Annotated in this window: 22 protein-coding genes, 1 tRNA gene and 1 pseudogene; 18 read left to right on the top strand and 6 right to left on the bottom strand. The window is 61.8% G+C overall.

Features of this window, described 5'->3' with window-relative positions; all coding sequences use genetic code 11:
- Positions 1-24: 24 nt before the first annotated feature.
- The 4 genes from UF78_RS16880 (at position 25) to UF78_RS16895 (ending at position 2,574) form a co-directional block, all read left to right on the top strand.
- Positions 25-1,248, top strand: a complete 1,224-nt coding sequence (locus UF78_RS16880) for an MFS transporter (protein ID WP_045163382.1) — start codon at positions 25-27, stop codon at positions 1,246-1,248.
- A 28-nt stretch (positions 1,249-1,276) separates the two neighbouring features.
- Positions 1,277-2,077, top strand: a complete 801-nt coding sequence (dkgB, locus tag UF78_RS16885) for a 2,5-didehydrogluconate reductase DkgB (RefSeq protein ID WP_045163383.1) — start codon at positions 1,277-1,279, stop codon at positions 2,075-2,077.
- A 117-nt stretch (positions 2,078-2,194) separates the two neighbouring features.
- Positions 2,195-2,271: transfer RNA gene (locus tag UF78_RS16890), tRNA-Met, on the top strand.
- Positions 2,272-2,346: 75 nt separating this feature from the next.
- Complete coding sequence (locus UF78_RS16895; RefSeq protein ID WP_045163384.1) at positions 2,347-2,574, top strand: hypothetical protein; 228 nt, start codon at positions 2,347-2,349, stop codon at positions 2,572-2,574.
- 194 nt (positions 2,575-2,768) lie between these two features.
- On the opposite strand, the gene UF78_RS22465 is transcribed toward UF78_RS16895, so the two are convergent.
- From UF78_RS22465 to UF78_RS16910, 4 genes and pseudogenes are all read right to left on the bottom strand, one after another.
- Positions 2,769-3,650: a restriction endonuclease gene (locus UF78_RS22465; RefSeq protein WP_196298689.1), complete on the bottom strand. Its 882-nt coding sequence runs from the start codon at positions 3,648-3,650 to the stop codon at positions 2,769-2,771.
- Between the two features lie 379 nt (positions 3,651-4,029).
- A pseudogene (locus tag UF78_RS22705) lies at positions 4,030-4,161 on the bottom strand (VOC family protein); the annotation flags it as partial.
- 130 nt (positions 4,162-4,291) lie between these two features.
- Positions 4,292-4,852 (bottom strand): nucleotidyltransferase family protein, encoded by a 561-nt coding sequence (locus UF78_RS16905; protein WP_045163385.1) that lies wholly within the window; start codon positions 4,850-4,852, stop codon positions 4,292-4,294.
- Positions 4,853-5,089: 237 nt separating this feature from the next.
- Positions 5,090-7,021, bottom strand: a complete 1,932-nt coding sequence (locus tag UF78_RS16910) for a sigma-54-dependent Fis family transcriptional regulator (RefSeq protein ID WP_045163386.1) — start codon at positions 7,019-7,021, stop codon at positions 5,090-5,092.
- Positions 7,022-7,418: 397 nt separating this feature from the next.
- Here UF78_RS16910 and UF78_RS16915 point away from each other — a divergent pair, with 397 nt between their 5' ends.
- The 10 genes from UF78_RS16915 (at position 7,419) to UF78_RS16960 (ending at position 18,549) form a co-directional block, all read left to right on the top strand.
- Positions 7,419-7,922 carry a gluconate 2-dehydrogenase subunit 3 family protein gene (locus UF78_RS16915; protein WP_045163387.1) on the top strand — a complete coding sequence of 168 codons (504 nt, stop codon included), beginning with the start codon at positions 7,419-7,421 and terminating at the stop codon, positions 7,920-7,922.
- A 46-nt stretch (positions 7,923-7,968) separates the two neighbouring features.
- The gene (locus UF78_RS16920; RefSeq protein WP_045163388.1) at positions 7,969-9,546 is read left to right on the top strand and encodes a GMC family oxidoreductase; all 1,578 of its coding nucleotides are present in this window, start codon (positions 7,969-7,971) and stop codon (positions 9,544-9,546) included.
- 24 nt (positions 9,547-9,570) lie between these two features.
- Entirely contained in the window at positions 9,571-10,560 is a 990-nt protein-coding gene (locus UF78_RS16925; protein WP_045163389.1) for a thiamine pyrophosphate-dependent dehydrogenase E1 component subunit alpha, read from the top strand.
- Positions 10,561-10,780: 220 nt separating this feature from the next.
- Positions 10,781-11,851 carry a 2,3-butanediol dehydrogenase gene (locus tag UF78_RS16930; RefSeq protein ID WP_045163417.1) on the top strand — a complete coding sequence of 357 codons (1,071 nt, stop codon included), beginning with the start codon at positions 10,781-10,783 and terminating at the stop codon, positions 11,849-11,851.
- A gap of 13 nt (positions 11,852-11,864) precedes the next feature.
- Positions 11,865-12,887 (top strand): alpha-ketoacid dehydrogenase subunit beta, encoded by a 1,023-nt coding sequence (locus UF78_RS16935; RefSeq protein WP_080890651.1) that lies wholly within the window; start codon positions 11,865-11,867, stop codon positions 12,885-12,887.
- 4 nt (positions 12,888-12,891) lie between these two features.
- Positions 12,892-13,131: a lipoyl domain-containing protein gene (locus UF78_RS16940; protein WP_045163391.1), complete on the top strand. Its 240-nt coding sequence runs from the start codon at positions 12,892-12,894 to the stop codon at positions 13,129-13,131.
- Positions 13,132-13,133: 2 nt separating this feature from the next.
- The gene (locus tag UF78_RS16945; RefSeq protein ID WP_045163392.1) at positions 13,134-13,838 is read left to right on the top strand and encodes a 2-oxo acid dehydrogenase subunit E2; all 705 of its coding nucleotides are present in this window, start codon (positions 13,134-13,136) and stop codon (positions 13,836-13,838) included.
- Positions 13,835-14,602 (top strand): lipoate--protein ligase family protein, encoded by a 768-nt coding sequence (locus UF78_RS16950; protein WP_045163393.1) that lies wholly within the window; start codon positions 13,835-13,837, stop codon positions 14,600-14,602. The genes UF78_RS16945 and UF78_RS16950 overlap by 4 nt, the downstream gene beginning before the upstream one ends.
- A 377-nt stretch (positions 14,603-14,979) precedes the next feature.
- Complete coding sequence (locus UF78_RS16955) at positions 14,980-17,112, top strand: PQQ-dependent dehydrogenase, methanol/ethanol family (protein ID WP_045163394.1); 2,133 nt, start codon at positions 14,980-14,982, stop codon at positions 17,110-17,112.
- Between the two features lie 168 nt (positions 17,113-17,280).
- The gene (locus UF78_RS16960) at positions 17,281-18,549 is read left to right on the top strand and encodes a carbohydrate porin (RefSeq protein WP_045163395.1); all 1,269 of its coding nucleotides are present in this window, start codon (positions 17,281-17,283) and stop codon (positions 18,547-18,549) included.
- 237 nt (positions 18,550-18,786) lie between these two features.
- Here UF78_RS16960 and UF78_RS16965 read toward each other — a convergent pair whose 3' ends face one another.
- Positions 18,787-19,191, bottom strand: a complete 405-nt coding sequence (locus UF78_RS16965; RefSeq protein WP_045163396.1) for a VOC family protein — start codon at positions 19,189-19,191, stop codon at positions 18,787-18,789.
- A 57-nt stretch (positions 19,192-19,248) separates the two neighbouring features.
- Between UF78_RS16965 and UF78_RS16970 the strand changes: the two genes are divergently transcribed.
- The 3 genes from UF78_RS16970 (at position 19,249) to UF78_RS16980 (ending at position 22,601) form a co-directional block, all read left to right on the top strand.
- On the top strand, positions 19,249-19,551 hold the full coding sequence (locus tag UF78_RS16970) for a putative quinol monooxygenase (RefSeq protein ID WP_045163397.1): 303 nt from the start codon (positions 19,249-19,251) through the stop codon (positions 19,549-19,551).
- Positions 19,552-19,704: 153 nt separating this feature from the next.
- On the top strand, positions 19,705-20,946 hold the full coding sequence (locus tag UF78_RS16975; RefSeq protein WP_045163398.1) for an OprD family porin: 1,242 nt from the start codon (positions 19,705-19,707) through the stop codon (positions 20,944-20,946).
- A 59-nt stretch (positions 20,947-21,005) separates the two neighbouring features.
- Positions 21,006-22,601 carry an argininosuccinate lyase gene (locus UF78_RS16980; protein WP_045163399.1) on the top strand — a complete coding sequence of 532 codons (1,596 nt, stop codon included), beginning with the start codon at positions 21,006-21,008 and terminating at the stop codon, positions 22,599-22,601.
- Positions 22,602-22,615: 14 nt separating this feature from the next.
- Here the strand turns inward: UF78_RS16980 and UF78_RS16985 are convergent, their stop codons facing one another.
- Positions 22,616-23,866, bottom strand: a complete 1,251-nt coding sequence (locus UF78_RS16985) for a cation:dicarboxylate symporter family transporter (protein WP_080890652.1) — start codon at positions 23,864-23,866, stop codon at positions 22,616-22,618.
- A 202-nt stretch (positions 23,867-24,068) separates the two neighbouring features.
- On the opposite strand from UF78_RS16985, the gene UF78_RS16990 reads away from it, so the two are divergent.
- Positions 24,069-24,995 (top strand): LysR family transcriptional regulator, encoded by a 927-nt coding sequence (locus UF78_RS16990; protein WP_045163400.1) that lies wholly within the window; start codon positions 24,069-24,071, stop codon positions 24,993-24,995.
- Positions 24,996-25,096 lie beyond the last annotated feature (101 nt).

Raw genomic sequence — 25,096 nt, forward strand, 5'->3', positions numbered from 1 at the left:
GCAATCCAACCGGAGTTTCATCCCATGCCCATCGCCCTGCTCGCGCTGACCCTCAGCGCATTCGCCATCGGCACGACGGAGTTCGTCATCGTCGGCCTGATCCCCACCATTGCCGGAGACCTCGGTGTCAGCCTGCCCTCGGCCGGGCTGCTGGTCAGCCTGTACGCCTTGGGCGTCGCGGTCGGCGCCCCGCTGCTCACAGCCTTGACCGGCAAGGTACCGCGCAAGTTGTTGCTGCTGTCGTTGATGGTACTGTTCACTGCCGGCAATCTGCTGGCCTGGCAGGCGCCGGGGTACGAATCGTTGATTCTGGCGCGCATCGTCACCGGTCTCGCCCACGGCGTGTTCTTCTCCATCGGCTCGACCATCGCAACCAGCTTGGTCTCGAAAGAGAAAGCCGCGAGCGCCATCGCCATCATGTTTACAGGGCTGACCGTCGCCCTGGTGACTGGCGTGCCGCTCGGCACCTTCATTGGCCAGCAATTCGGCTGGCGGGAAACCTTTCTCGCCGTATCGCTACTCGGTGTGATCGCCTTTGTCGGCAGCCTGCTCTTCGTGCCGCGCAGCATTCAACACAGCAAACCCGCCTCACTCGTCCAGCAGCTGGCCGTCCTGAAACAGCCGCGTCTGCTGCTGGTCTACGCCATGACCGCGGTCGGCTACGGCGGCACCTTTATCGCGTTCACCTTTCTTGCTCCGATCCTGCAGGAGATCAGCGGCTTTGGCGAAGGCGCGGTGAGTCTGGTCCTGCTGGTGTATGGCGTTTCGGTAGCGGTGGGGAATATCTGGGGCGGCAAACTGGCCGACCGCCGCGGGCCGATCAGCGCGCTGAAGCTCATCTTCAGCCTGCTGGCGATCGTCCTGTTGGCGCTTACCTTTACCGCCAGCAATCCTTGGCTGGCGCTGGCAACCGTACTGCTCTGGGGCGCCGTGGCCTTCGGCAACGTGCCCGGCCTGCAGGTCTACGTGGTGCGCCAGGCCGAACGCTACACACCGAACGCCGTGGACGTCGCCTCGGGCCTGAACATCGCCGCCTTCAACCTCGGCATTGCCGGCGGTGCATGGCTCGGCGGACATATCGTCGCCTCCGTGGGTCTCATCCATACCGCCTGGATCGGCTCACTGGTCGTGCTGGTTGCCCTGGCGCTCACCTACTGGAGCGGCCAACTGGATCGCCGATCCGCTGCAACGCTAGCACGCACACCCAATACAGATACTCACGAGCCGGTGCTTAGCGCCTCGCATTGAACTCAACAGAGAACTACAGGAGAACCCAATGACCATTCCCGCATTCGGCCTCGGCACCTTTCGTCTCAAGGGTCAGCAAGTCATCGACTCGGTGAAGATGGGCCTCGAACTCGGCTATCGCCACATCGACACCGCGCAGATCTACGACAACGAAGCGGAAGTCGGCCAGGCCATTGCCGAGAGCGGCGTCCCGCGCGAAGAACTGTTCGTGACGACCAAAATCTGGACCAGCAACCTCGGCGCGGGCCGCCTGATCCCCAGCCTGGAGGAAAGCCTGAGCAAATTGCGCATGGAGCAGGTAGACCTCACCCTGGTGCACTGGCCATCGCCCAATGACGAGCTGGCGGTTGCCGACTACATGGCCCGGATGATGGACGCCAAGCAGCGCGGCCTGACTCGCGCCATCGGCATCTCCAACTTCACCATCAACCATATGCAACAGGCCATCGATGCCATCGGCGCTGAGAACATCGCCACCAACCAGGTCGAAGTGCATCCCTTCCTGCAGAATCGCAAGGTGGTCGATTTCGCCCGCAGCCAGGGCATCCACATCACCGCCTACATGCCGCTGGCCTACGGCAAGGTGATGCAGGACGACGTGTTGCAGCGCATCGCCGAAGCCCACAACACCAGCCCCGCCCAGGTCGCCCTGGCCTGGCTATTGCAACAGGGCTTCGCGGTGATCCCCTCCTCCACCAAGCGCGAAAACCTCGCCGCCAACCTGGAAGCGCAGACGCTGCGGCTGACCGAAGAGGAGATGCAGGAGATCGCCGCGCTGGACCGCAACGAGCGCCTGGCCAACCCCGGATTCGCGCCAAAATGGGATTGATCAACAGCGCACCGGCAACGGTCGGACCGGCGGCATAAGCATTTGAAAAAGCAGGTAGAAAAAGCGCACCCGGAGGGTTGACACACAACCGCGCGGCGCGAATAATGCGCGCCACTTGGCTACGTAGCTCAGTTGGTTAGAGCATAGCATTCATAATGCTGGGGTCCGGGGTTCAAGTCCCTGCGTAGCCACCAAATTCAAAAGGGTTCAGCGAAAGCTGAACCCTTTTTTTGTGCCCGCCGTTTAGCCAACCGCACCGAGAGCGCACCATGAGAGACGATTTCGACAACATCCGCGCCGAGCGCGAAACGCCCTACCGTACCGCTGCTCCTACCCCATCCAATCAATACGCAGGGCTCTGGAAACAGATCTCCATCGGCATCGTGGTCGGGCATTTGTCGTTGGGGTTGATTGGTGCGGTGCTCTGGATGGTGGCGGCGCAGCTGTTGGCTGGTGATTTGCAGATCGTTGCGCCGTGGGCGGGGGAGCAGGGGTAAACCACTGCCGCGCCTTCAATCGAGCGCATAGCATCAAAAAGAAACGTCCGCTCCCTTTCTCACCCAGCCCAAGGTTCCGTCAAATAGAAGCTCTCTGCGGTTGGAGCGGGCTACACAAGCAACCGGCGAGTTAACGTCAGCTATCGGCTGGGCAGCCATGGCTACTGATGTTGAAATACGTAGGTGCTTTGTCCTTAAAGGGAGTTGCATTGGTATTCATTGCCTAGTCGGAGCTTTAGTGAAGCCAGTACATCGTCCTGAAGGAGTCGCGGATACCGAAGGAAATCTGCTAGCTGGGCGATTCGGAGGCTGCTTAAAAAGCGCGTACCGTCAATCAACTCTAGGGCGAAGCCCCGAGCTGATGCACTCTTCACAGCCTCTCGACCGCCAGCCTGAAATGTAGAGGTTGTGACAAAGGCCCCTTTAGTGAAGCCTTTCAGGACCATGGCTCCGAGCAGCTCGCGAATCGAGGCCACCTCGATTGCACCCTTGGATCGCTTCACTTGGACGGCTATCGGACGATCGAGTACGTCGCGGAGGATTACGTCGACTCCCCCATCTCCTGAATAGGACGTCACCTCCGACGTGAAGCCGTGACTTGAGAAAACACTTGCGACTACCTCCTCGAATCGACGTGGATGCACGTGAAAACGACTGTCATATTTTGCCGCTAAGTATTGGCGCACCTCTTCAGCCGGGATTGTTATGTCAACCGTGTTGAATCTGTAAAGGAGTGCACTCATGCCGAACTCGACAAACCAAATCTGGTTCTTGGTGCAAAGGTAGATTTCCTTAGACACGTGCCACCAACCGCACAGTGGACAAATGGAAAGGTATGCTTCCCTCTCATCTGGCTCATGTATTAGCTCCATCTCCCTGAGCAAGAAGTCACCATGAACTTTCGCCATCTCAAGCACGGTATCCCTGTGCAATTCAGAGATTTCATTTGAGATTCCGGCCCAGCGGTCCTCAACTTGTACTTGAGCAAGGCGACTATCACAGAATCGGCAGCGCGATTCGACAATTTCTCCGATAGACGGAGTATCTCCCGCCTCGCCATGCACCCAGATACTCATCATCTACCTAGTTATAAGTAGGTGCCACCAAAGGCACCCAGCATGCACGCATAATTGTTCCTTAAGGCAGGTGGGTGTCGCGCCGTAGTCGCGACAGGATGCGAGGAGAATGACCTCAGCTGAGTTTAGAAGGAATTTCCAGCGCGTCTATGGCCCGCACCTGGCCGGAAGTCGGCTTCCGCAAGAGCCTGCTTACAGCTTTTCATGAAGGCTAGAGCTGCGTAGCCGGCTGGGCTATCCAAACAGCTGCCGCCTCGTTAGCAACCGGCAATTGCGCTCAAACTGTCCGAACCGACTTCGGATTTCGGATCGACAGCTTTGGATTATTTTTCAATCTAATAGCCACCCGGCGAACGCAGGCACAAACCTTCCACTGTCATCAACGCAAACGCTGCCCCGATATCGCCGGATGATACAGCGGCTGCACTGTGTTCCCTGCGGGATCAAGCAGATGAAAGCTATGAGCGCCGTCGCTGTGGGCGAAGGGGCGGTCCAGCAGGGTCACGCCTTGAACAAATAGGGGACGAACAAATAAGGGGACAGATTTATTTTTCTTACCCAAACGACGCCTAGCCGGAAGCGCACTAACGCCAGACACCTGATCGCAACTGAAGCGCAAACCATATTGATAAGGTTTCGCTTCAGTTTGCTGAAATAACTCTCAATCGCGGCCATGTTGCAAGCCAATTCTTCGCTCGAAGTCGGTCTCGATACGTCTGCGCTTTCTCGCCTTGAAACCTATCAGTGGGGCGGACGACTAGATTGAAGAGGTCGTCTAGGCCGAGGGGCGCCGCAATCTCGATCACACCTTGCGTTCCCAACCGCACCGCCACCGCGGTAGCTGTTTCAGGCCAATACACCATAGCCTCGGTAGCCGAGCTGTAAGGTGGATCATCATTGCGAAGATGCATGCGAGCTTGGTTCTTTACAGACCATTCCGATGCGTTGTCCATGCTTCGCAAAGTGGCCTCGATTCGGGCATCCAGCTCGGGCGAGGAGCGCTCGCTATCGAACCAAATCACATCAATGTCCGCAGGTAACGGTGACCCGCTTCGCTGATGCAAATGATCCCATATAGCACTACGCACGAAGCCCGCCGCCACCCAGCAATCCGGAAGCTGAAGCGCTTCCACCTGACGGAGAATTCGCAGGCGAAGCGGATCGGCAGCAATGATTGCCTGCATCTGTGAGAGATAGCTCATAGCAGTTGAGCTGGCCTATTGAGAAGTGCGAAAGACTAGCAGTCGGCTGTGATGCTGTCCGCTGCAGCTGTTTACGAAGGTCAGAGCTGCGTAGCCGGCAGCGCCCTCCATGGTAGCTGCCGCCTCGATAGCGAACTTAGCCTTAATTCAATGCAGGCGAAACGCTGCCTCTTTCTCTCCTGCGATATCACTGCCACGACAAACGAAAGCGCGCCCGCGCCTCACCCCCGACGCCAATCACACCGGCGCTTCGATCCCCAGCACACGCATCCGTCGGTAAACGGTTGGCCGCGACACGCCAAGATCCCGCGCCACGGCGCTGACGTTCCAGCGGTGCCGGCGCAGTTGGTCGCGCAGTGCCGCGGCCGAGTCGGGTTCTGATGTCGGTGCCGGCTGGCGACAGCGCGCCAGGATGGGCGGCAGGCATTCGTCCGGGAGGTCCTGCACGGTGATTTCGTTGCCTTCACAGGTCGCCAGTGCGTACTGCAGTGCGTTGCGCAGTTCGCGGATGTTGCCTGGCCAGGGATAGGCCAGCAGCGCACTCATGGCGTCGCCGCGCAGGTGCGGGTTGCCCGGGCGGCCCTCGGCGAGTTCGGCGAATACGCGCTCGATGAGAAAGCCTTTGTCGGCGCGCTCGCGCAGCGGTGGCAGCTTCAGCGATGCGCCGTTCAGGCGGTAGAACAGATCTTCACGAAACGCCCCGCTCTCGACCATCTGCCGCAGGTCGCGGTGGCTGGCGGCGACCACGCGGATATCCACCTTCACCGGTTTTTCGGCGCCCAGCGGCATCACTTCCTGCTCGGCCAGTACGCGCAACAGCCGGGTCTGCAGATGCAGCGGCATGTCGCCGATCTCGTCGAGAAACAGCGTGCCGCCGTCGGCCTGCTGAATCAGCCCGCGCATGCCCTTGCTACGTGCGCCGGTAAAGGTGCCGGGGGCGTAGCCGAACAACTCGCTCTCGATCAGCGACTCGGGCATCGCGCCGCAGTTGATCGCCACGAAAGGCTTGCTGCGCCGGCAACCGCTTTCATGCAGCGCCTTGGCCAGCCGTTCCTTGCCGGTACCGGTTTCGCCATTGAGCAGCACGTTCAGCGGTTCGCTGCATAGGCGCCTGGCGCGGGCGAGCATCTTGCGCATCACCGGGTCGTCGTCAGCCAGCGCATCGAGCGCGGAATGGCCGCCGGGTGTGCTGCGTTCGATTGGCTCCGCTACCTGGCGCCGTGGCTCCATCAAGGCGGCGAAGAACAGTTGGTGGCGATGGGTGCGAAAGGCGCGGACCTGGTCGTTACTGGCATAGGGAATGCTCAGCACGTCGCCCAGCTCGCAATCGAACAGCTGATCGATGCGCGCCTGCGCCGGGGTGCCAAAGGGGCCCGGCATCATCAGCCCGTGCTCGGCCAGCAGGCCACGGGCGGCAGTGTTGCCCGCGAGCAACTCGCCATCGTCACCCAGTGCCAGCAGGTAGCGGCGGTTGATCAGGACGAACTCGCGGGAGCCGTCGAAACAGAGGATTGGCCGCTCGCGGTAGACGCGCATGAAATAGGCATCCTCGATCATCCGCGCGTACTGCTTGACCAGCTGCAGGGCGAAGGTCTGGGAATCCTTGGTCGGTGGTGAATGCAGCGCGGAGATATCCAGCACTGCCAGCAGCTGGCCGTGTGGGTTGAACATCGGCACGGCTGTGCAGGTGAGGTTGGTGTGCCAGACGCTGAAGTGATCGTGCTGGTGACAGGTAAGCGCTTGCTGTTCCTTGATGCAGGTGCCGACGGCGCAAGTGCCGGCGTGGTCTTCGCCCCAGTCCGAACCGAGGAACAGGCCGGTCTTGCGATGCGCCTTTTCGTCTGCCGGGTCGCCGAGAAACTGCACGGCGATGCCGCGATTGTCGGTCAGCAGGATGACGTAGCCCAGCTCGGCGATCTGCCGGTAGAGCTGCTCGACACCAGCGCGAGCGACGTTGATCAGCTCGTCGGCCTGGTCCTGGTGTTCGCGCAGCACCTGCCGCGGCACGAAACGGGCTTCAGCCGGACGTGCAGGATCCAGGCCGTAGTCATGCACGCAACGACGCCAGGAGCGCGCGATGATCGGGTCCCGGTCACCAGGCAGATGCGGCGCATTGGCCAGGGAAAGCACGGCGTCGATATGGCTGACGGGGCTGGATAGCAGGTTCATGCCTCCTCCTCGAAGTGCTCGCGCAAGACCTGACGCGGGCGCCTCCTGCGAAACGCTTTTATTGTTCTGCAATAAACGAAGGATAAACCATTGAGCCGCCTAGACCAGCCTGAACTTTAGAAGCACTTTATCTATACATGTTTTTTGACGCCCACCTGTAAAACGCTTTACAGCGCTTTACAGGTGTAACGCGTAACCTGCTTTACACATTAAATACCGCAACACCTGGCAGCTATTTAAATTACTTACTAAACAATAAATTAAGTTAAATAAACGCTTCCATATAAAGTTGGCATGGCATCTGCTCCTACCGTTTTGCGGAACACACTCTTCGCATAACAAGATCGCCAGCAGTCCGATCATCTCGGAACTGCGGGTAATAAACAGGAGCTATGTCATGCACGATTCAGCTCGCCCGCACGGCACGCTAAACCGGCGACGCTTACTTACCCTTTCCGGCCAGTCATTGCTGGCATTCAGTCTGTCGCAGCTGATCCCGGTGAACCTGCTCGCCGAGGAACGTCTGCCGGACCTGCCCGATGGCCTGTTGCGCATGGGGCGCGACGTCTTTCCCCACACGTTCATCAGCGACCACCACTACGTGCAGCCCTTGCTCGGCCTGATGGACGAGCAGCCAGCCCTGGTCGCGGGCGGCCTGGATGAACTGCAACGGCATGCACGCGAGGTTCACGGTTCGCCGTTCGAGCAGCTCGACGAGGCCGAGCGGGTGGCCCTGCTGACCGAGATCGAAAACACCCCCTTCTTCAAGGCCGTGCGCAGCAGCCTGATGTTCGGCCTGTACGACAACAAGGCGCTGTTCCCGCTGTTCGGCTACGAGGGCTCGTCCTGGGAGTACGGCGGCTATGTCAACCGTGGCTTCAACGACCTGAACTGGCTCTGAACGCGCCGGTACGGGCTAACAACAAGAACAAGATGAGGAACACCCCATGGCAACTTTTGCCCAGGACGACGATGGCGTCGTGGTGATCATCGGCTCCGGTGCCGGCGGCGGGACGCTCGCCAACGCGCTGGCCAAACAGAAGATTCGCAGCGTGGTGCTGGAGGCTGGCAAGCGCTTCAGCCTGGAGGACATCGAGAACGACGAGTGGGCGATGTTCAAGAAGATCTCCTGGCTCGACAAACGCCAGGCCGCTGGCGGCTGGCACCTCGCAGAGAACAATCCGACCCTGCCCGCCTGGATCGTCAAGGCGGTGGGTGGCAGCACGGTGCACTGGGCCGGCATCGCCCTGCGTTTTCGTGATTTCGAATTCAAGATGCAGAGCATCAACGGCGACATCGCCGGAGCCAACCTGCTCGACTGGCCGGTGACGCTGGAGGAAATGGCGCCCTGGTACGAGAAGGCCGAGAAGCACATGGGCGTGACCGGGCCGAGCACCGGCATGGCCTATCACCCCTGGCACAACTCCTTCAAGGTGCTGGCCACCGGCGCCGAGCGGGTCGGCTACAAGGAGATCCTCTCCGGGCCGATGGCGATCAACACAGAGCCCTACGACGGCCGCGCCGCCTGCCAGCAGATCGGCTTTTGCATGCAGGGCTGCAAGATGGGCGCGAAGTGGTCGACGCTCTACACCGATATCCCCCGCGCCGAGGCCAGCGGTTACTGTGAAGTGCGGCCGCAGTCGATGGTGCTGCGCATCGAGCACGACGCCAAGGGCAAGGTCAACGCCGTGGTCTATGTCGATGCCCAGGGCGCCATCCAACGGCAGAAGGCCCGGGTGGTCTGCGTAGCGGGCAACTCCATCGAGTCGCCTCGGCTGTTGCTCAACTCCGCCTCGGCGATGTTCCCCGACGGGCTGGCCAACTCCTCCGGCCAGGTCGGGCGCAACTACATGACCCACACCACTGCCGGAATCTTCGCCGTGATGCCCAAGCCGGTGAACATGCACCGCGGCACCACCTGCGCCGGGGTGATCTCGGACGAGTCCTACAACGATCCGTCGCGCGGTTTCGTCGGCGGTTACCGACTGGAAATCCTTGCCCTCGGCCTGCCCTTCCTCTCCGCCTTCCTCGACCCCACGCGCAAAGGCTGGGGCAAGCAGTTCGCCTCACGGATGGAGAAATACAACCACATGTCCGGCGTCTGGCTGTGCGGCGAAGACCTGCCGCTGGAGAACAACCGCATCACCCTGCATGACAGCGAGAAGGACCAATACGGCCTGCCGATCCCGGTGGTGACCAAGAGCGATCACCCGATGGATGCCGCCATGCGCAAGCACGGCGTTGCCGCCACCGCCAAGTGCTACGAGGCCGTGGGCGCCACTGACGTCATCGAGCTGCCGCCCTACCCGGCCAGCCACAACATGGGCACCAACCGCATGAGCGCCAAGGCCCGTGACGGCGTGGTGAACAAGTGGGGCCAGAGTCATGACATCCCCAACCTGTTCGTCTCCGACGGCAGCCAGTTCACCACCAGCGGCGGCCAGAACCCCACCCTCACCATCGTCGCGCTGGCCCTGCGCCAGGCCGAGCAGATCGGCCGTCTGCTCAACGAACGCGCAATCTGACCAGACATTTCAAGGGAGCCCACCATGACCCAGCCCAACAACCCGCAGCGTCTGTGGATGTACGAGCAGATGCTGACCAGCCGCTACATGGAAGAGTGCATCGAGCGCATCTACATGGAAGGCAAGACCCCGGTGTTCAACATGGCCAAGGGGCCGATCCCCGGCGAGATGCACCTTTCCAATGGCCAGGAGCCCTGTGCGGTGGGCGTATGTGCGCACCTCGAGGCCGAGGACATCGTCACCGCCACGCACCGCCCTCACCACATCGCCGTGGCCAAGGGCGTAGACCTCAACGAGATGATGGCCGAAATCTTCGGCAAGGCCACTGGCCTGTCCGGCGGCCGCGGCGGCCACATGCACCTGTTCGATGGCCGGGTGAATTTCTCCTGCTCCGGGATCATCGCCGAGGGCATGGGCCCGGCCGTTGGCGCCGCGCTGTCGCGGCAGATGCAGGGCAAGCCCGGGGTGGCCGTGTCCTTCATCGGCGAGGGTGCGGCCAACCAGGGCGCCTTCCACGAAACGCTGAACCTCGCCGCGCTGTGGAAGCTGCCGGTGGTGTTCGTCATCGAGGACAACGCCTGGGGCATTTCGGTAGCCAAGGCCAGCGCGACCTGCATCAAGCAGCACCATGTGCGCGCCGCGGCCTACGGCATGCCGGGTGTGTTCGTCGAGAACAACGACCCGGACGGCGTATTCCACGCTGCCGGCGAGGCCATCGAGCGCGCCCGTGCCGGCGGCGGCCCGACCCTGATCGAGATCGAGACCTACCGCCTGGCCGGCCACTTCATGGGCGACGGCGAAACCTACCGCCCCGAGGGTGAGAAGGACGGCCTGATGAAAAAGGACCCGATTCCCGGCTACCGCCAACGCCTGATCGACGAAGGCGTGATGAGCGAGGCGCAAGCCGAGGAAATCGAGGCCCGAGCACGCGGCCGCATCGACGAAGCCGTGCAATTCGCCCGCGAAAGCCCCTATCCGCGCCCGGAAGAGGCGCTGGAGAAGGTCTTCGTATAGCGGCTTTGGCGAGTTGCTCGCGTCCTACGGTCCTGCTCAAAGCGTCAAAAAGCTCGCGCCGAGGGCGGCCCTCCCACAGAAGCCAAGGCCAGCACCAACCGCTTCTGTAGGAGGCGCGCCCTCGCGGCGATGCAGGCCGCGGGCCTGCCCAACGCTCCGGAGCGAGCTCATGTCCCAGCCAGAACAACAAGAGGAACACCCGATGAACAGCCAAGCCACCATGACCGCAGCCGTCTGGCACGGCCGCAAGGACATCCGCCTGGAACAGGTGCCGCTGCCCGGCGCGCCGCAACCGGGCTGGGTGCAGATCCGCGTGCACTGGTGCGGCATCTGCGGGTCCGACCTGCACGAGTACCTCGCCGGCCCGGTGTTCATTCCGGTGGACGCGCCGCACCCGCTCACCGGCATCAAGGGCCAGTGCATCCTCGGCCACGAGTTCTGTGGCGAGATCGTTGCCCTGGGTGAAGGTGTCGAGGGCTATGCGCCGGGCGACAAGGTTGCCGCCGACGCCTGCCAGCACTGCGGCCAGTGTCGCTTCTGCAAGACCGGCCAGTACAACCTCTGCGAGCAGCTGGCTTTCACCGGGCTGATGAACAACGGCGCTTTCGCTGAATTCGTCAACGTACCCGCCGAGCTGCTCTACCGCCTGCCCGAGGGCTTTCCGCTGGAGGCCGGTGCGTTGATCGAACCGCTGGCGGTCGGCATGCACGCGGTGAAGAAGGCCGGCAGCCTGCTCGGCGAAACCGTGGTGGTCGTCGGGGCCGGCACCATCGGCCTGTGCACCATCATGTGCGCCAAGGCCGCCGGCGCCGGGCAGGTCATCGCGCTGGAAATGTCCGCCGCGCGCAAGGCCAAGGCGCTGGAAGTCGGCGCCACGCGCGTCATCGACCCCAGCGAGTGCGACGCCATCGCCGAGATCAAGGCGCTCACTGGCGGCTACGGCGCCGACACCTCCTTCGAGTGCATCGGCCACAAGGCCACCGCCAAGCTCGCCCTCGACGTGATCCGCAAGGCCGGTCGCTGCGTGATGGTGGGCATCTTCGAGGAGCCCTCGGAATTCAACTTCTTCGAGATCGTCGCCACCGAGAAACAGGTGATCGGCTCGCTCGCCTATGCCGGCGAATTCGCCGACGTCATCGCCCTGATCGCTGACGGGCGCATGGACGTCACCCCGCTGATCACCGGCCGCATCGGGCTGGACAGCATCCTCGAACGGGGCTTCGAGGAACTCGCCAACCACAAGGACCGCAACGTCAAGATCATCGTCAGCCCCGCCGCACTGGCCGGCTGAATAGGAGAACCCCATGACCACAGCAGTAAAGGAAAGAAAACTCACCGTCGCCCGCGCCATGGCCGAAGCAGTGGCGCAGGAAATGCGCCTGGACCCGAAGGTGTTCGTGATGGGCGAGGACATCGGCCAGCTTGGCGGCGTGTTCGGCAACACCCGTGGCCTTTACGAGGAATTCGGCAAGGAGCGCATCCGCGACACGCCGATCTCCGAAACGGCCTTCATCGGCGCCGCGGTGGGCGCTGCCTCCGACGGCATGCGGCCGATCGTGGAGCTGATGTTCGTCGACTTCTTCGGTGTCTGCATGGACGCCATCTACAACCTGATGGCCAAGAACACCTACTTCTCCGGCGGCAAGGTGCCGGTGCCGATGGTGTTGATGGCCTCCACCGGTGCCGGCTATTCGGACGCCGGCCAGCATTCGCAGTGCCTGTACGGCACCTTCGCCCACCTGCCAGGCATGAAAGTGGTCGTGCCGAGCAACGCCTATGACGCCAAGGGCCTGATGACCGCGGCGATCCGCGACGACAACCCAGTGGTTTACCTCTTCCACAAGGCACTGCAGGGCATGGGCTGGCTGGGCACGGAGAAAGGCGCCACGGTGCCGGTACCGGACGAGCCCTATATCGTCGAGATCGGCAAGGCGAAGACCGTGCGCGAGGGCCGCGACGTCAGCCTGGTCAGCCTCGGCGCCGGTGTGCACCACGCCCTGCGCGCCGCGGCGCAGCTGGAAAAGGAAGGCGTCAGCGCCGAGATCATCGACCTGCGCAGCCTGGTGCCGCTGGACCGCGAACACGTCATCGCCTCGGTGCGCAAGACAGGTCGACTGATCGTGATCGACGAGGACTACCACAGCTTCGGCGTCAGCGGCGAAATCATCGCCAGCGTCGTCGAGCACGACATCGGCATGCTCAAGGCTCGCCCGCAGCGGGTGGCCTTCCCGGACATCCCAATCCCTTTCACCCCGGTCATGGAGCAATGGGCCCTGCCCAACGCGGACAAGATCGTGGCCGCCTATCACGCCCTGAACAAGGAATGAACCCATGAGTAACCCAACCCCAATCGTGATCGCAGACGACTTCTGGGAAGGCGACGCCGAAGCAGTGATCACCTCCTGGCTGGTGAGCGACGGTGCCGAAGTCGCCGCGGGCGACCTGGTCGCCGAAATCATGTCGGAAAAGGCCCAGTTCGAGATCGAGGCGCCCGTAGCTGGGGTGTTGAAGATCCTCGAAGACGAAGACGCGGTGATCGCCAAGGGCGCAGTCATCGCCCAGGTGGAATAGCCATGACGCAACTGGAAAACCTGTCAGGCGCCCCGGCCCCCGAGCGGGTGCCACTCAAGGGCATGCGCAAGATGATCGCGGCGAAGATGCTCGAGAGCCTGCAGACCACCGCGCAGCTGACCCACCACGCCGAATGCCGGCTGGATGCGCTCAAGGCCCGTCGCGCCGAACTCAAGGCGGCCGGCAGCGCGGTGTCGGTGCAGGACCTCGTGCTGCTCAAGGTGATCGAAACGCTCAAGGCCCATCCGGGCCTGAACGCCACGCTGGCCGACGAGGTGATCGAACGCCACGCTGCGGTGCATCTGGGCCTCGCCATCCCGCTGCCGGGCGATCTACTGGTCGCCCCTGCGCTGTTCAATGCCGAGCAGCTGGACGGCGAAGGCCTGTGCCTGGCACGCAAGACGCTGGTAGACAAGGCCCAGGCCGGCAAACTGTCGGTCAAGGAGCTGACCGGCGCCACCTTCACCGTCTCCAACCTGGGGCTGTCCCGGGTGCACCACTTCACGCCGATCCTCAATCCGCCACAGGTGGCCATTCTGGGTGTCGGCGGCATTCAGCGGCGCCTGCAACTCGGGCCGAGTGGCGAGCTGATGGAAGTCGAGTGGATGGGCCTGTCGCTGACCTTCGATCACCGCGCCGTCAACGGATCGCCCGCGGCCGAGTTTCTCGACGACCTGTGTCGGCGGATCGAGGAGCACGCGGCATGAATGGCATCGCCCGGTTCAGCGTAGGCGCCGGCCTGAATGCCGAGCGGGCCTTGATGCAGCGCGTCTGCGACGGGTTGTTCGACTGCCCACTGCTGCTCTGGCGCCCCACCGGTCAGGCACTGGTGATGCCCGGCAGCTTCGAACGCCGGCCCGGCTTCGCCCTGGCCAGCCAACGCTGCGCGGCGCAGGGCTGGCCGATCCTGCTGCGCGACACCGGCGGCGAGCCGGTGCCGCAATCATCGGCGGTGCTCAACATCGCGCTGGCCTTCGCCGTGCCGGCCAGCGACGAGACCGGCAATCGCATCGACGTCGCCTATGAACGGCTGCTCGAACCCTTGGCGCTGTGGCTCGCGGAAAACGGGCTCAAGGCCGGTGTGGGCGCGGTGCCGGGCGCGTTTTGCGATGGTCGCTTCAACCTGACCCTGGAGGGCCGCAAGCTGGCCGGCACCGCCCAGCGCTGGCGGCGTAGCCGCGATGGCCGCCCCGTGGTGCTGGCTCACGCCGCGCTGCTGATCGAGGACTGGCGCGAGGCCATGGCCGACGTGGTGAACCGCTTCTACCACGCCTGCGCCAGCGACCTGCGCTGCCAGGCCGAGAGCCATCTGGCGCTCGGCGAGCGGCTGGCCGACGCCTGGGCAACCGCCACATCCCTGCCCGAGTGCTACCAGCGCGTCCTCGCCTGGCAGGGCCTGGAACTCGGCGCCCGCGCCAGCACTTATCCGCCCGAAGGCCTCGCCGCCGGACGGCACTCCCCCTTGCTTTGAATAACAACAACACGGCAGGCCATCCGGCCCGGCCATGCATCGGAGGAAACACCATGAAGCATCCCCCTTCCCCGCTCCAAGGCGGCACCACCCAGCCAGCACGATGTACAGAAACTCTCTGCGGAGCCTTACCGCAGGGTCGCAACCGTCACTAACGCTGACAATTAAAGCGCAACCAAACCGGACCTGTAGTTATTGCAGTTTAAATAACAAACCTGAAAAGCAGTGATATACGCGCACGTCATGTTGCCCGCCATAAAGGAGGCAGCACTGAAGTCGTTTTACAAAAAAACAAATATCAGCAGAGCTTTACCCGCGAATGCTCGTTTGAGGCGTGCCTGAAGCGAGAAACAACCCTAAACAAGGAAATAATAAAAATGAACTTCAAACAGTCAAACCTAAGGGTTCAGATAATGATGGCGGCCTCGCTTCTTGCGATGACGTCACTGCACGCATCAGACAGAGTCATTACCGACAAGGAATTATCTGATGAATCCAACACTACTGATTGGCTGGCTTACGGGAGAACACACTCCGAACAACGATTCAGCCCCCTTAAAGACATCAATGTAGACAACGTCAGCCAGCTCAAGCCTGAATGGTACGCGCCGCTGCGGGATCGATCCGATATCGTCGGAACGCCTTTGGTTGTCGATGGCGTCATGTATTACGTTGGTGAAATGAACAGAACACGTGCGTTCGATGCCCGCACGGGCAAGATGCTTTGGGAATATGATCCAAAAGTTTCCAAAGAGATCCTCGACAACAACATGAAGAAGGTTTTCTGGAAGCATAACCGAGGCCTTTCGACATACGGCGACAAGTTGTTCATTGCCACCTGGGATGGCCGCTTGATTGCAATCAACAGAAAGGACGGCAAGGAAGTCTGGCAGACCCGTACATTCGATCACGACCAGCCGTTGAATATCACAGGCCACCCCAAGGCCTTCGACGGCAAGGTATTCGTCGGCAATGGCGGAACGGAACTTGGCCCGATGCGTGGGTATGTGACTGCCTATGATGCCGAAACCGGCAAACAGGTCTGGCGTTTCCATATCGTCCCTGGCAACCCCGCCGATGGGTTCGAGGACGCAGCGCAGGAAATGGCGGCCAAGACCTGGAGTGGCCGGTGGTGGGAGAACGGCGGTGGCGGTAATGCCTGGCATGGTTGGACATACGACGCCAAGTACAACCAGCTCATCTTCGGTACCGGTAACGGGGGGCCATGGAATATCAAGGTGCGTAGCCCAGAGGGTGGCGATAACCTGTTCCTGTGTTCTGTCGTAGCCGTAGACGCGGATACGGGCGAATACAAGTGGCATGTCCAAACGGCACCGGGCGACACCTGGGACTACAACTCGAACATGGACATCGTGCTGGCCGACCTGAAAATAGACGGCAAGGATGTTGACGCCGTATTGCATGCGCCAAAAAACGGTTTCTTCTATACGATCGACCGTTCGAACGGCAAGGTACTGTCCGCGGAGAAATTCGCCGATGCTAACTGGTCGACCAAGTATGACCTGAAGCAGCAGCGCCATATCGTGGCCGACGACGCCAGGTATCCCGATGGCGAGAAGAATATCTATCCATCGGCATTCGGTGCGCACTCATGGCATGCGATGTCCTATAACCCCGAGCTGAATCTCGCTTTTATTCCTACCAACCATCTAGGCAATACCTTCAAGGACGACGGTAAAAATACGAAGCCTGGCCATAAGATGGCGAGCCACAAACTCTATCTGGGGTTAACCGGTTGGGAATTGACCAAGGACCCGCACGAGTCGCGAGGCTCCTTGCAGGCCTGGGACCCGGTCAAGAACAAGCGAGTGTGGCAGGTAAACCAGAAGAGCCCATGGGGTGGCGGTACCTTGACCACGGCTGGCAATCTGGTTTTCCAAGGCCAGCCTGATGGCCTGTTCAAAGCATATGATGCTCGCACCGGTAAGGAACTTTGGTCTTATGACGTAGGCCTCGGTATTTCTGCGCCACCGATCACTTACAAGTTGGATGGCAAGCAAATGGTTTCCCTGCTGGTGGGCCCTGGCGGTGCATTGGCCTCCAACTTCGGCGGTTCCGGCGAGTTGGGTTTTGAAAGCCATGGCTGGAAGTACGGGGCGCACGAGCGCCGGATCATGACGTTCTCGCTTGATGGAAAAGCGGTCGTTCCGAAACAGCCTGCGCCGCAACTCGCCAAGCCGATTATCGATGAGCAGTTCAAGGTCGATACCGAAAAAGCTGAGGCGGGCGCGGGTGTTTTCGCTGAAAACCTGTGCGTCGGTTGCCACGGCGCTGGGGCTGTTGCGGGTATGAAGGCGCCCGATCTACGGGAGTCGCCGTTATTGCTCACAGGCAGTGAAAAGGCGTTCGAAAGCGTCGTGCGCGGTGGTGCGTTGCTCGTCAACGGCATGCCCAAGTTCCCGGATCTGACCGATGCAGAGCTGGAAAGCATCCGTCACTTCGTTCGCAGGCAAGCACACGACGGTGTGAAGTCTGGCGGCGGACATTGAGCCGGCAACCGTCGATCGCCAATCAAACACTGAATCGGTAACGCCTACCAGCCATGTAGTCAGGCGTTACCACTGAGCAGAAACGCACGCGAATACCGTTCATGCCACAGGCATTGCGGCCAACGGTATTCGCTGCATCCCGCACCGTTACATCCAAAGGATCAAACAATGACAATAAGCCTGCGCTGCGGCAGCGGCTTTCTCGCCGCCTGCCTGCTCACTTCTGTCCAAGCGGCCGAATATTCACCCGACCAGTTTCTCTTCGGCGACTGGAACGGCACCCGCACCCGCCTGCACGAGGCCGGGGTCGACCTGCAAATCACCTATGTCCACGAACTGGCCCGCAACACCCAGGGTGGCGATGACCATACCAGCACCTACTCCGACCAGATCATGTTCGATGCGGCGCTGGACCTGGACAAACTGCTGGGCTGGTCCGGTGCCGGCCTTCGCTTCACGATGACCAACCGCAACGGCGAGAACCTCAACGCCGAAGCCGATCTGGGCGTGCTCCTGCAACCGCAGGAAATCTATGGCTACGGCAGCGCGACCCGCCTGGTGCAGCTCTACTACCAGCAGGCGCTGCTGGACGACCGCCTGCTGATCAAGCTCGGCCGCCTGCCCATGAGCGGGGAAATCTACCCCTTCGCCTGCCCGTTCCAGAACCTCGGCTTCTGCGGCACGGTGCCGGGCTACATCACGCCGAACTGGTACACCTGGCCGATCAGCCAGTGGGGCGCCACCGTGCGCTATCAGTTGGACGAGGAATGGTCGCTGCAAACCGCGATCTATCAGGTCAATCCGCGCTTCACCGAGCGTAGCCAGCGCCTGAATTTCGGCAGCCCGTCGGGTACCACCGGTTACCACGCGGTCGCCGAGCTGGGCTGGACGCCGACACTTGCCGGCCAGCCCGGCGCCTATCGGCTGGGTCTGTGGCGCAATACCGGCGACTTCGAGGACGTCTACCGTGACGCTGCCGGTCGACCGATGGCTCTATCCGGTGCGCCAGCCGCCGAACACGACAAGGCCACCGGCGGCTACCTGATGGCCGAGCAGCAGGTCTGGCAGAGCAGCACGGTAGGCGAGCGACGGTTGAAGCTGTTCGCCAACTTCATCCAGTCCGACCCGGACGTGACCTATATCGAGCGCATCTGGCAAGTTGGCGGCACGCTCTCCGCGCCATTCGCCTCGCGCCCGAACGACGAGCTGGGCCTGGGCCTCGGGCGCCTGGAAATCAACGACGACGCCCGCAAGCGCTTGAGCGAAGAGGGCCAACCGGTGCCGGACGTGGAATACCCGGCCGAGCTGTATTACCGCGTGGCGCTGACACCGGCGGTTTCGTTGACGCCGAACATCCAGTACTTCCACCGACCAGGCGGCTTCGACGATGACAAGGACGTGGTTGTATTCGGGCTAAAGACGCTGATCAGCTTCTGAAAACGCCTCCAAGCCACGCTTCCCCCGAACGCTGAGGATCGGCCGGCCGCCGCTCTGGCTGGCCGGCATTCGCTGCACCCGCACCGTCGCATCCAAGGTTCAGCTGCCGCCTCGTTAACGCACGGCAATTGCCTCCAAACGGTCCGGACCGGCTTCAGCTGTCGGATAAATAGCTTTGGGTGTTCTTGAATCCACAGCCACCCGGCTAACGCCGCTACGAACCTTGCCCATCGCTCATCAACGCAAACGCTGCCCCGATATCGCCGGATGGTAAAGCGGCTGAACCGTGTTCCCCGCAGGATCGAGGACATGAAAGCTATGAGCGCCGTCGCTGTGAGCGAAGGGGCGGTCCAGCAGGGTCACGCCTTGGGTTTTCAGGTATTCGTACCAGGCGTGCAGTTCTTCCAGGCTGTCGACGATGAAACCGTAATGATCCATCGCCTGGACGCCGCTACTTTTTTCCCGGGCGCGGCCCAGGGAGAGGTTGTCGTTGCCACAGGTCAGGTAGACGAGATCCTTGCTGGCGCGGTTGAGGACTTCCATGCCCAGCACGTCGACGTAGAAACATTCGCATTCTTCAAGGTTTGGCACGGTAAGCGCCAGATGACGCAAGCCGTTCAGGCGACCGGGACGCTGCGGCATTTTTCTCTCCTTTTTGTATACAATCTAACTCCCACATTAAAACAAAATGGAGCGCACATGTACTGCCTTATCCTGAAAACCCAACTCGTGCCGGGCTCATTCGACAGGTTCATGGAGGCGATGCGCATCAACGCCGCCGCTTCAGTGCAGCACGAGCCGGATTGCCTGGTGTTCGATGTCATCCAGGATCTGGCGGATCCCGACCTCGTCTATCTCTACGAGCTGTACCGCGACGAAGCGGCGTTCGCGCACCACAAGACCACCGAGCACTATCTGCACAGCCGCCCGCTGGTGGGTGAGTTCATCGTTAAGCAGGAGGCCATGAAAGGCCATATGGTGTGCGGCAATAACAAGCGTTGATGAACGAGATGCTGCGCTTAAGATATTCAGAAAGTATCCACTGGAGATTATCTATATATTTTTAATCCCCTTATTCGCTGATTAGCATCACTGCAGACGCCCGGCCTCGCGCCAGCGGCGTCTACCTCCAATAAAAATAAACAGGAGACAGTGATGCTCAAGTCACCGAAGCCGCTTGCTGCGGCGATTGCGGTTGCTGCGCTGGGTGCGGGTTTGCCGGGTGTGGTCATGGCGGATTTTCTTGCGGACAGCAAGGCGACGCTGGAACTGCGCAACTTCTATTTCAACGCCGATTACCGGCAGGACGGCGCCAACCAGTCGAAGCGTGACGAGTGGGCGCAGGGGTTTCTGCTCAATTACGAATCAGGGTTCACCGAAGGGCCGGTGGGGTTCGGAGTCGATGCCATCGGGCTGCTCGGGGTGAAACTCGATTCCGGCCCGGAGCGGCAGAATTCGGGGTTGTTGCCGGTCGGTGATGACAAGGCGCCCGATGAATACAGCCAACTCGGCGCAGCGGCCAAGCTGCGTTACTCGAAAACAATCCTGCGTGCCGGCACCTTGCTGCCGAGGCTGCCGACCGTGTTGCCGAACGATTCCCGCCTGCTACCCCAAACCTTTCGGGGCGGGATGCTGACGTCGAAGGAGATTGATGGGCTCACGCTCAGTGCGGGGCGTCTGACGCAGAACAGCCTGCGCAACTCCGCCGCCAATGACGACATGCAGGTCTCCGGCAAGGGCATCAGGGGCGGACAGGACAGCGACAAATTCGATTTCGCCAGCGCCAGCTATCGCTGGACCAAGAACCTGACCACGGGCTACCACTACGGTCATCTGGACCAGAACTACAAGCAGCACATATTCAACCTGGCCCACGTCCTGCGGTTGGGCGACGACCAGGCAATCAAGAGCGATCTGCGCTTCGCCCGTTCCACCGAAGCCGGCAATACCAACGTGGACAACGACGCCTTCGGCGCCAAGTTCACTTACGAACTCGGCGGTCATGCGTTCGGCGCGGCGTATCAGAAGATGAGCGGCGAAACCGGCTTCCCGCATATCAACGGTACCAATTCCTACCTGGTGAACTACGTGATGATTTCGGCGGACTTCGCCAGCCCCGGCGAGAAGTCCTGGCAGCTGCGCTACGACTATGACTTCGCTGCCATGGGGATTCCCGGCCTGAGCTTCATGACGCGCTATCTGCGCGGTGACGGCTTCGATGGCCCCGGTGGGCGCAACGGCCGCGAGTGGGAGCGCGATACCGATATCGGTTACGTGTTTCAGCAGGGCGCGCTGAAGAACTTCGGCGTGAAGCTGCGTAACGGCACCTACCGAAGCACGGGCAATGACATCGATCAGACCCGCTTCATCCTCAGCTACACCTTGCCGCTGCTGTAACGGCCGCCCGCCTTCCCGTCGCCCGTGCGGGTGACGGTGTCGCTTAACAGGAGATGAATATGATCATGCAAAAGACGCTGCTTTCCCTGGCCGTCGCGTTCGCGCTGAGCGCCAGCCACTTGACCGTACAGGCTGCGGACACCGCCGACCTGCCCTGCCGCACTACGGCCGAATGCGCGGCCGAGGCGGCGAAAATCGGCGCCACGGTCGATCGCTCCGGCGCTAAATCGGGCAAGCACGACGACCAGTTCACCTGGGTCAACCGGATCAACAAGGCGTCCATCGTGATGCTCACCGAAGAAGAGATCGTCAGCCGCAAACAAGGCCGTGAAATCGCCAGCGGCGTTCAGTATGTGATCGACCAGGCCAGCAAGCCCGACGGCAAGAAGCCCAGCGACGTGCTGCAGATCGAACGCATCATGATCGACAAGATCGGGCCGCAGGCCTCGCTGATCCACTCTGGTCGCAGCCGCCAGGACATGTACGCCACCTACCGCCTCGCCACCCTGCGCAGCCAGTTGCTCGACTACACCGACGCGATGAACGACACCCGGGCAAAACTGCTCGAGCTGGCGAAGAACAATGTCGACACGCTGATCCCGGCCTACACCAACGGTGTGCAGGCACAGCCAATCACCTATGCGCATTACCTGTTGGCCTATGAGGCGGCTTTCGAGCGCGATGCCCAGCGCATCCGCGAGCTGTACGACCGTCTGAACCGCAGCCCCATGGGCACGGCGGTGCTGGCCAATTCCGGCTGGCCGCTGAACCGTGAACGGCTATCCGAGCTGCTCGGCTTCGACGATGTACGCGACAACTCGCTGGATGCCGGGCAGGTGTCGACCTACGACATTCCCATCGAAGCGGCGGGCATCGCCTCGTCGTCGGCGATCCGTATCGGCGCGATGTTGGGCGACATCCATACGCAGTACCACCAGATCCGTCCGTGGATGCTGCTCGAGGAAGGCGCCACCTACACCAGCAGCGCGATGCCACAGAAGCGCAACCCCGGCTTGATCATGCGGGCGCGGGAATCGGCCTCGGACGTCGTCGGCCTGGCCCATACCGTCACCCTGCGTGCGCATAACGTGACCACCGGGATGACCGACTACAAGTTCGCCTTCGACGGCCTCGGGCTGTTCGATAGCGCCCATGAGATGTTCGTCCGCACGGGCAATGTGATGGACGCGCTGGTGATCAATCCGGAACGCGCGCTGGAAGAACTGGAAGCTGAATGGACCACCTCGATGGAATTGGCCGATACCCTGGAGCGCGAGCATAAGGTGCCCTTCCGTATCGGTCACAGCTTCGCCTCGGCGGTAGTCGGCCATGCGCGCAAGGAAGGCTTCGTGCCGGCCAACTTCCCCTACGCCGAGGCGCGGCGGCTGTTCACCAAGGCGGCAGAGAAGTACGAGTGGAAAACGCGGGAGTTACCGCTGAGCGAGTCGGCGTTCCGCGCCACGCTGTCGCCGCAGAACATGGTCAAGACCCGTGTCGGCACTGGCGGCCCGCAGCCGGCCGAGGTCAAGCGCATGCTCAAAGAGGCCAACCAGGCACTGGCCGGCGATCAGCACTGGACCAAGGTGCGCCGTGATCGAGTGGCCAAGGCTGAAACCGAGCTGGACAAAGCCTTCAATGCGCTGTTGAAGAACTAAGAGTCCGCAAGCCCTCAGCGTTTCCCGACCACCGCGCCGGGAAACGCTGCCTGCCGACGGGGCATCAGCGCCTCGCGCAACGCGTTGCGATCCAGCGCACCGCTCCAGGCCGAAATCACCACGCAGGCCAACGCATTGCCGATCACGTTGGTCAGCGAGCGACACTTCATCAATCGCTCGACGCCGAGCAACAGGCCGAGCGCTTCCAGCGGCACCAGATTCAGGCCGGCAACCGTGGCGGTCAGCGTCAGGAAGGCCGAGCCCGCCGCGCTGGTCGAGCCCAGCGAAGTCAGCAGCGCCACCAGCAACAGGCTCAACACATGCGCACCATCCAGGGTGACACCGGCGAGCTGCGCCAGGAATACCGCAGCGCAGGCCACATAGATGTTCGAACCCGCCAGATTGAAGGTGTAGCCGGTGCTGAGCACCAGCCGCACCACGCGACGGGCGCATCCGGCACATTCGAGCTTGTCGATCAAGCCCGGCACAGCGGCCACCGAAGCACCAGTGAACGCAACCAGGCAGAGTTCGGCCTTGATGTAGGCGATGAGCCGAAACAGGCCGACGTTGGCCAACCGGGCCACGACGCCCAGGACAACCACAAGGAACACGCCGCTGGCAAAGTAGACGGTGCCGACGAGCTTGAGCAGCGGCCAGGCGGACGCCGGTCCGTATCGACCAACGGTGTAAGCCATCGCGCCGAATGCGGCCAAGGGTGCGAAGCGAAGCACCATGCGCAGCGCCTTGAGCAGCCATGCCACCCAGGTATCCAGCCGGCGCCGCAGCGGTTCGCCCGCATCGCCTGCCCAACCCAGCCCGAGGCCGAACAGCAAAGCGGCCAACAATACCGGAAGGATGAACGTATGCCCGATGACCTGCGCCAGGCTAGTCAGCACCGCGGTCGGCAGATCGCTCATGGGCCGCCCAGTTGTGGTGGTGAGCGGCACGGCATCGCCGCCGGGCGTAAGCAGCATTCCCACGGCCCCGCCAGTGATCAGCGACAAAACGGCCATCATCAGGAAATAAGCCACCACCCGACCGGCGCAGCGGGTGTGCTGCCCGCGCTCACCGAACGCCGCTACCGCCGAGGCGACCAGCACGAACATCACCAGGGGCACCGCGTGGCCGATCACGCCGAGGAATGCATCGCTGAGCGGCTTCATTTGGACCGCCAGTTCTGGCCGCAGGATACCGAGCGACAGGCCCAGGGCAATCGCGATCAGGATGAGAGCGGTGTCGTTGCGGTACAGCTTGGCTAGAATCATGGGCCGCCGAGCGATGTTGTTGTTTTGGCAGGCTGCTGAAAAACGTAGACGAGGCAGGCAAGACGAGGCTGCTTTTAACGACGAATTGCCAACGTAGGCAGTTTTTCAACAGGCTGCGAGTCGCTTCAGTGCCCGTATCCTACCCCATCAAGGCGGCTCGTCAGTCAAACGCACTGGCGAGCGCCGAGCAGGACGCCGTCATATGGAACTTCGCCACCTCCGCTATTTCGTCATGGTCGCCGAGGAGAGGCATTTCACCCGCGCGGCGGCACGCTTGAACATGCAACAGCCGCCGCTGAGCCAGCAGATTCGGGCCCTGGAGGACGAGCTCGGCTTCGAGCTGTTCAAGCGCCATCCCAAAGGTGTGGACCTGACCACTGGCGGCGCGGTATTTCTCGACGAAGCCAAGGCGATCCTGGCGCGGGTGCAGGATGGCGCGCGCCGAGCCGCTCGCGTCGCCATGGGCGTAGAGGGCACGCTGAATATCGGCTTCACCTCGTCGGCGGCAGCGCATCCGCTGATCCCTCGGATCATCCGCGCCTACCGCGAGCAGTATCCAGCGGTAGCGATCACTTTGGACGAAGGCAATGCCGGCCGCCTGACCGAGCGTGCCAGTGCCGGCCAATTGGAGGTCGGGATCCTCCGTGCGCCCGTCAGTCGCCCCGCCGGTATCGAGTTCCATCGTCTGCTGCTGGAAGAGTTGCTGCTGGTAGTCCCGGTTGGGCATCCCGTGTTGGCTAACTATCCTGACGCCGTGGATTTGCTGGCGATACGTGACGAGCCCTTCATCCTCGTTCGCCGCCCCGGTGCACCGGGCATGTACGCCAACCTGCTGCACGCCTGCCAGGCAGCCGGTTTCGAGCCGCGGATTGCCTTCGAGGTCGAAAGGATGCTGACTAACGTGAGCCTGGTCGCGGCGGGCGAAGGGATCTCGGTGGTGCCGGCCTCCATGCGCGACATCCACCGGGAAAGCGTTGTCTACCGGCGCATTGTCGGCGCCCGCCCACGTCTGGTCGCGCCACTTACGTTGGTCTGCCGCGAATTCAATCAGTCGCCGGCGTTGCAGAATTTCATCGCGCTGGCTCGGCAGCTGGCCAAAAATTACCGGGCAAATATCAGTCGGGATTGACGCAGCGTGCGTCCGTCGGGATCGCTCGACAGCTGACCGCTGGTTAGAACATCGTCCTGCCCACTCTTTCAAAGGTTGTGAGTCCATCACAATGACGAGGT

It is taken from the genome of Stutzerimonas stutzeri (assembly GCF_000952685.1).
GTDB classification, from domain to species: domain Bacteria; phylum Pseudomonadota; class Gammaproteobacteria; order Pseudomonadales; family Pseudomonadaceae; genus Stutzerimonas; species Stutzerimonas stutzeri_E.

Coding starts and splice junctions, on each gene's coding strand:
- UF78_RS16895 (WP_045163384.1), top strand. CDS start 2,347: ATGAGAGACGATTTCGACAACATCCGCGCCGAGCGCGAAACGCCCTAC.
- UF78_RS16965 (WP_045163396.1), bottom strand. CDS start 19,191: ATGCCGCAGCGTCCCGGTCGCCTGAACGGCTTGCGTCATCTGGCGCTT.
- UF78_RS16910 (WP_045163386.1), bottom strand. CDS start 7,021: ATGAACCTGCTATCCAGCCCCGTCAGCCATATCGACGCCGTGCTTTCC.
- UF78_RS16990 (WP_045163400.1), top strand. CDS start 24,069: ATGGAACTTCGCCACCTCCGCTATTTCGTCATGGTCGCCGAGGAGAGG.
- UF78_RS16950 (WP_045163393.1), top strand. CDS start 13,835: ATGAATGGCATCGCCCGGTTCAGCGTAGGCGCCGGCCTGAATGCCGAG.
- UF78_RS16920 (WP_045163388.1), top strand. CDS start 7,969: ATGGCAACTTTTGCCCAGGACGACGATGGCGTCGTGGTGATCATCGGC.
- UF78_RS16915 (WP_045163387.1), top strand. CDS start 7,419: ATGCACGATTCAGCTCGCCCGCACGGCACGCTAAACCGGCGACGCTTA.
- UF78_RS16880 (WP_045163382.1), top strand. CDS start 25: ATGCCCATCGCCCTGCTCGCGCTGACCCTCAGCGCATTCGCCATCGGC.
- UF78_RS16935 (WP_080890651.1), top strand. CDS start 11,865: ATGACCACAGCAGTAAAGGAAAGAAAACTCACCGTCGCCCGCGCCATG.
- UF78_RS16905 (WP_045163385.1), bottom strand. CDS start 4,852: ATGAGCTATCTCTCACAGATGCAGGCAATCATTGCTGCCGATCCGCTT.
- UF78_RS16980 (WP_045163399.1), top strand. CDS start 21,006: ATGATCATGCAAAAGACGCTGCTTTCCCTGGCCGTCGCGTTCGCGCTG.
- UF78_RS16925 (WP_045163389.1), top strand. CDS start 9,571: ATGACCCAGCCCAACAACCCGCAGCGTCTGTGGATGTACGAGCAGATG.
- UF78_RS16970 (WP_045163397.1), top strand. CDS start 19,249: ATGTACTGCCTTATCCTGAAAACCCAACTCGTGCCGGGCTCATTCGAC.
- UF78_RS16985 (WP_080890652.1), bottom strand. CDS start 23,866: ATGATTCTAGCCAAGCTGTACCGCAACGACACCGCTCTCATCCTGATC.
- UF78_RS16960 (WP_045163395.1), top strand. CDS start 17,281: ATGACAATAAGCCTGCGCTGCGGCAGCGGCTTTCTCGCCGCCTGCCTG.
- UF78_RS16955 (WP_045163394.1), top strand. CDS start 14,980: ATGAACTTCAAACAGTCAAACCTAAGGGTTCAGATAATGATGGCGGCC.
- UF78_RS16975 (WP_045163398.1), top strand. CDS start 19,705: ATGCTCAAGTCACCGAAGCCGCTTGCTGCGGCGATTGCGGTTGCTGCG.
- UF78_RS16945 (WP_045163392.1), top strand. CDS start 13,134: ATGACGCAACTGGAAAACCTGTCAGGCGCCCCGGCCCCCGAGCGGGTG.
- dkgB (WP_045163383.1), top strand. CDS start 1,277: ATGACCATTCCCGCATTCGGCCTCGGCACCTTTCGTCTCAAGGGTCAG.
- UF78_RS22465 (WP_196298689.1), bottom strand. CDS start 3,650: ATGAGTATCTGGGTGCATGGCGAGGCGGGAGATACTCCGTCTATCGGA.
- UF78_RS16930 (WP_045163417.1), top strand. CDS start 10,781: ATGACCGCAGCCGTCTGGCACGGCCGCAAGGACATCCGCCTGGAACAG.
- UF78_RS16940 (WP_045163391.1), top strand. CDS start 12,892: ATGAGTAACCCAACCCCAATCGTGATCGCAGACGACTTCTGGGAAGGC.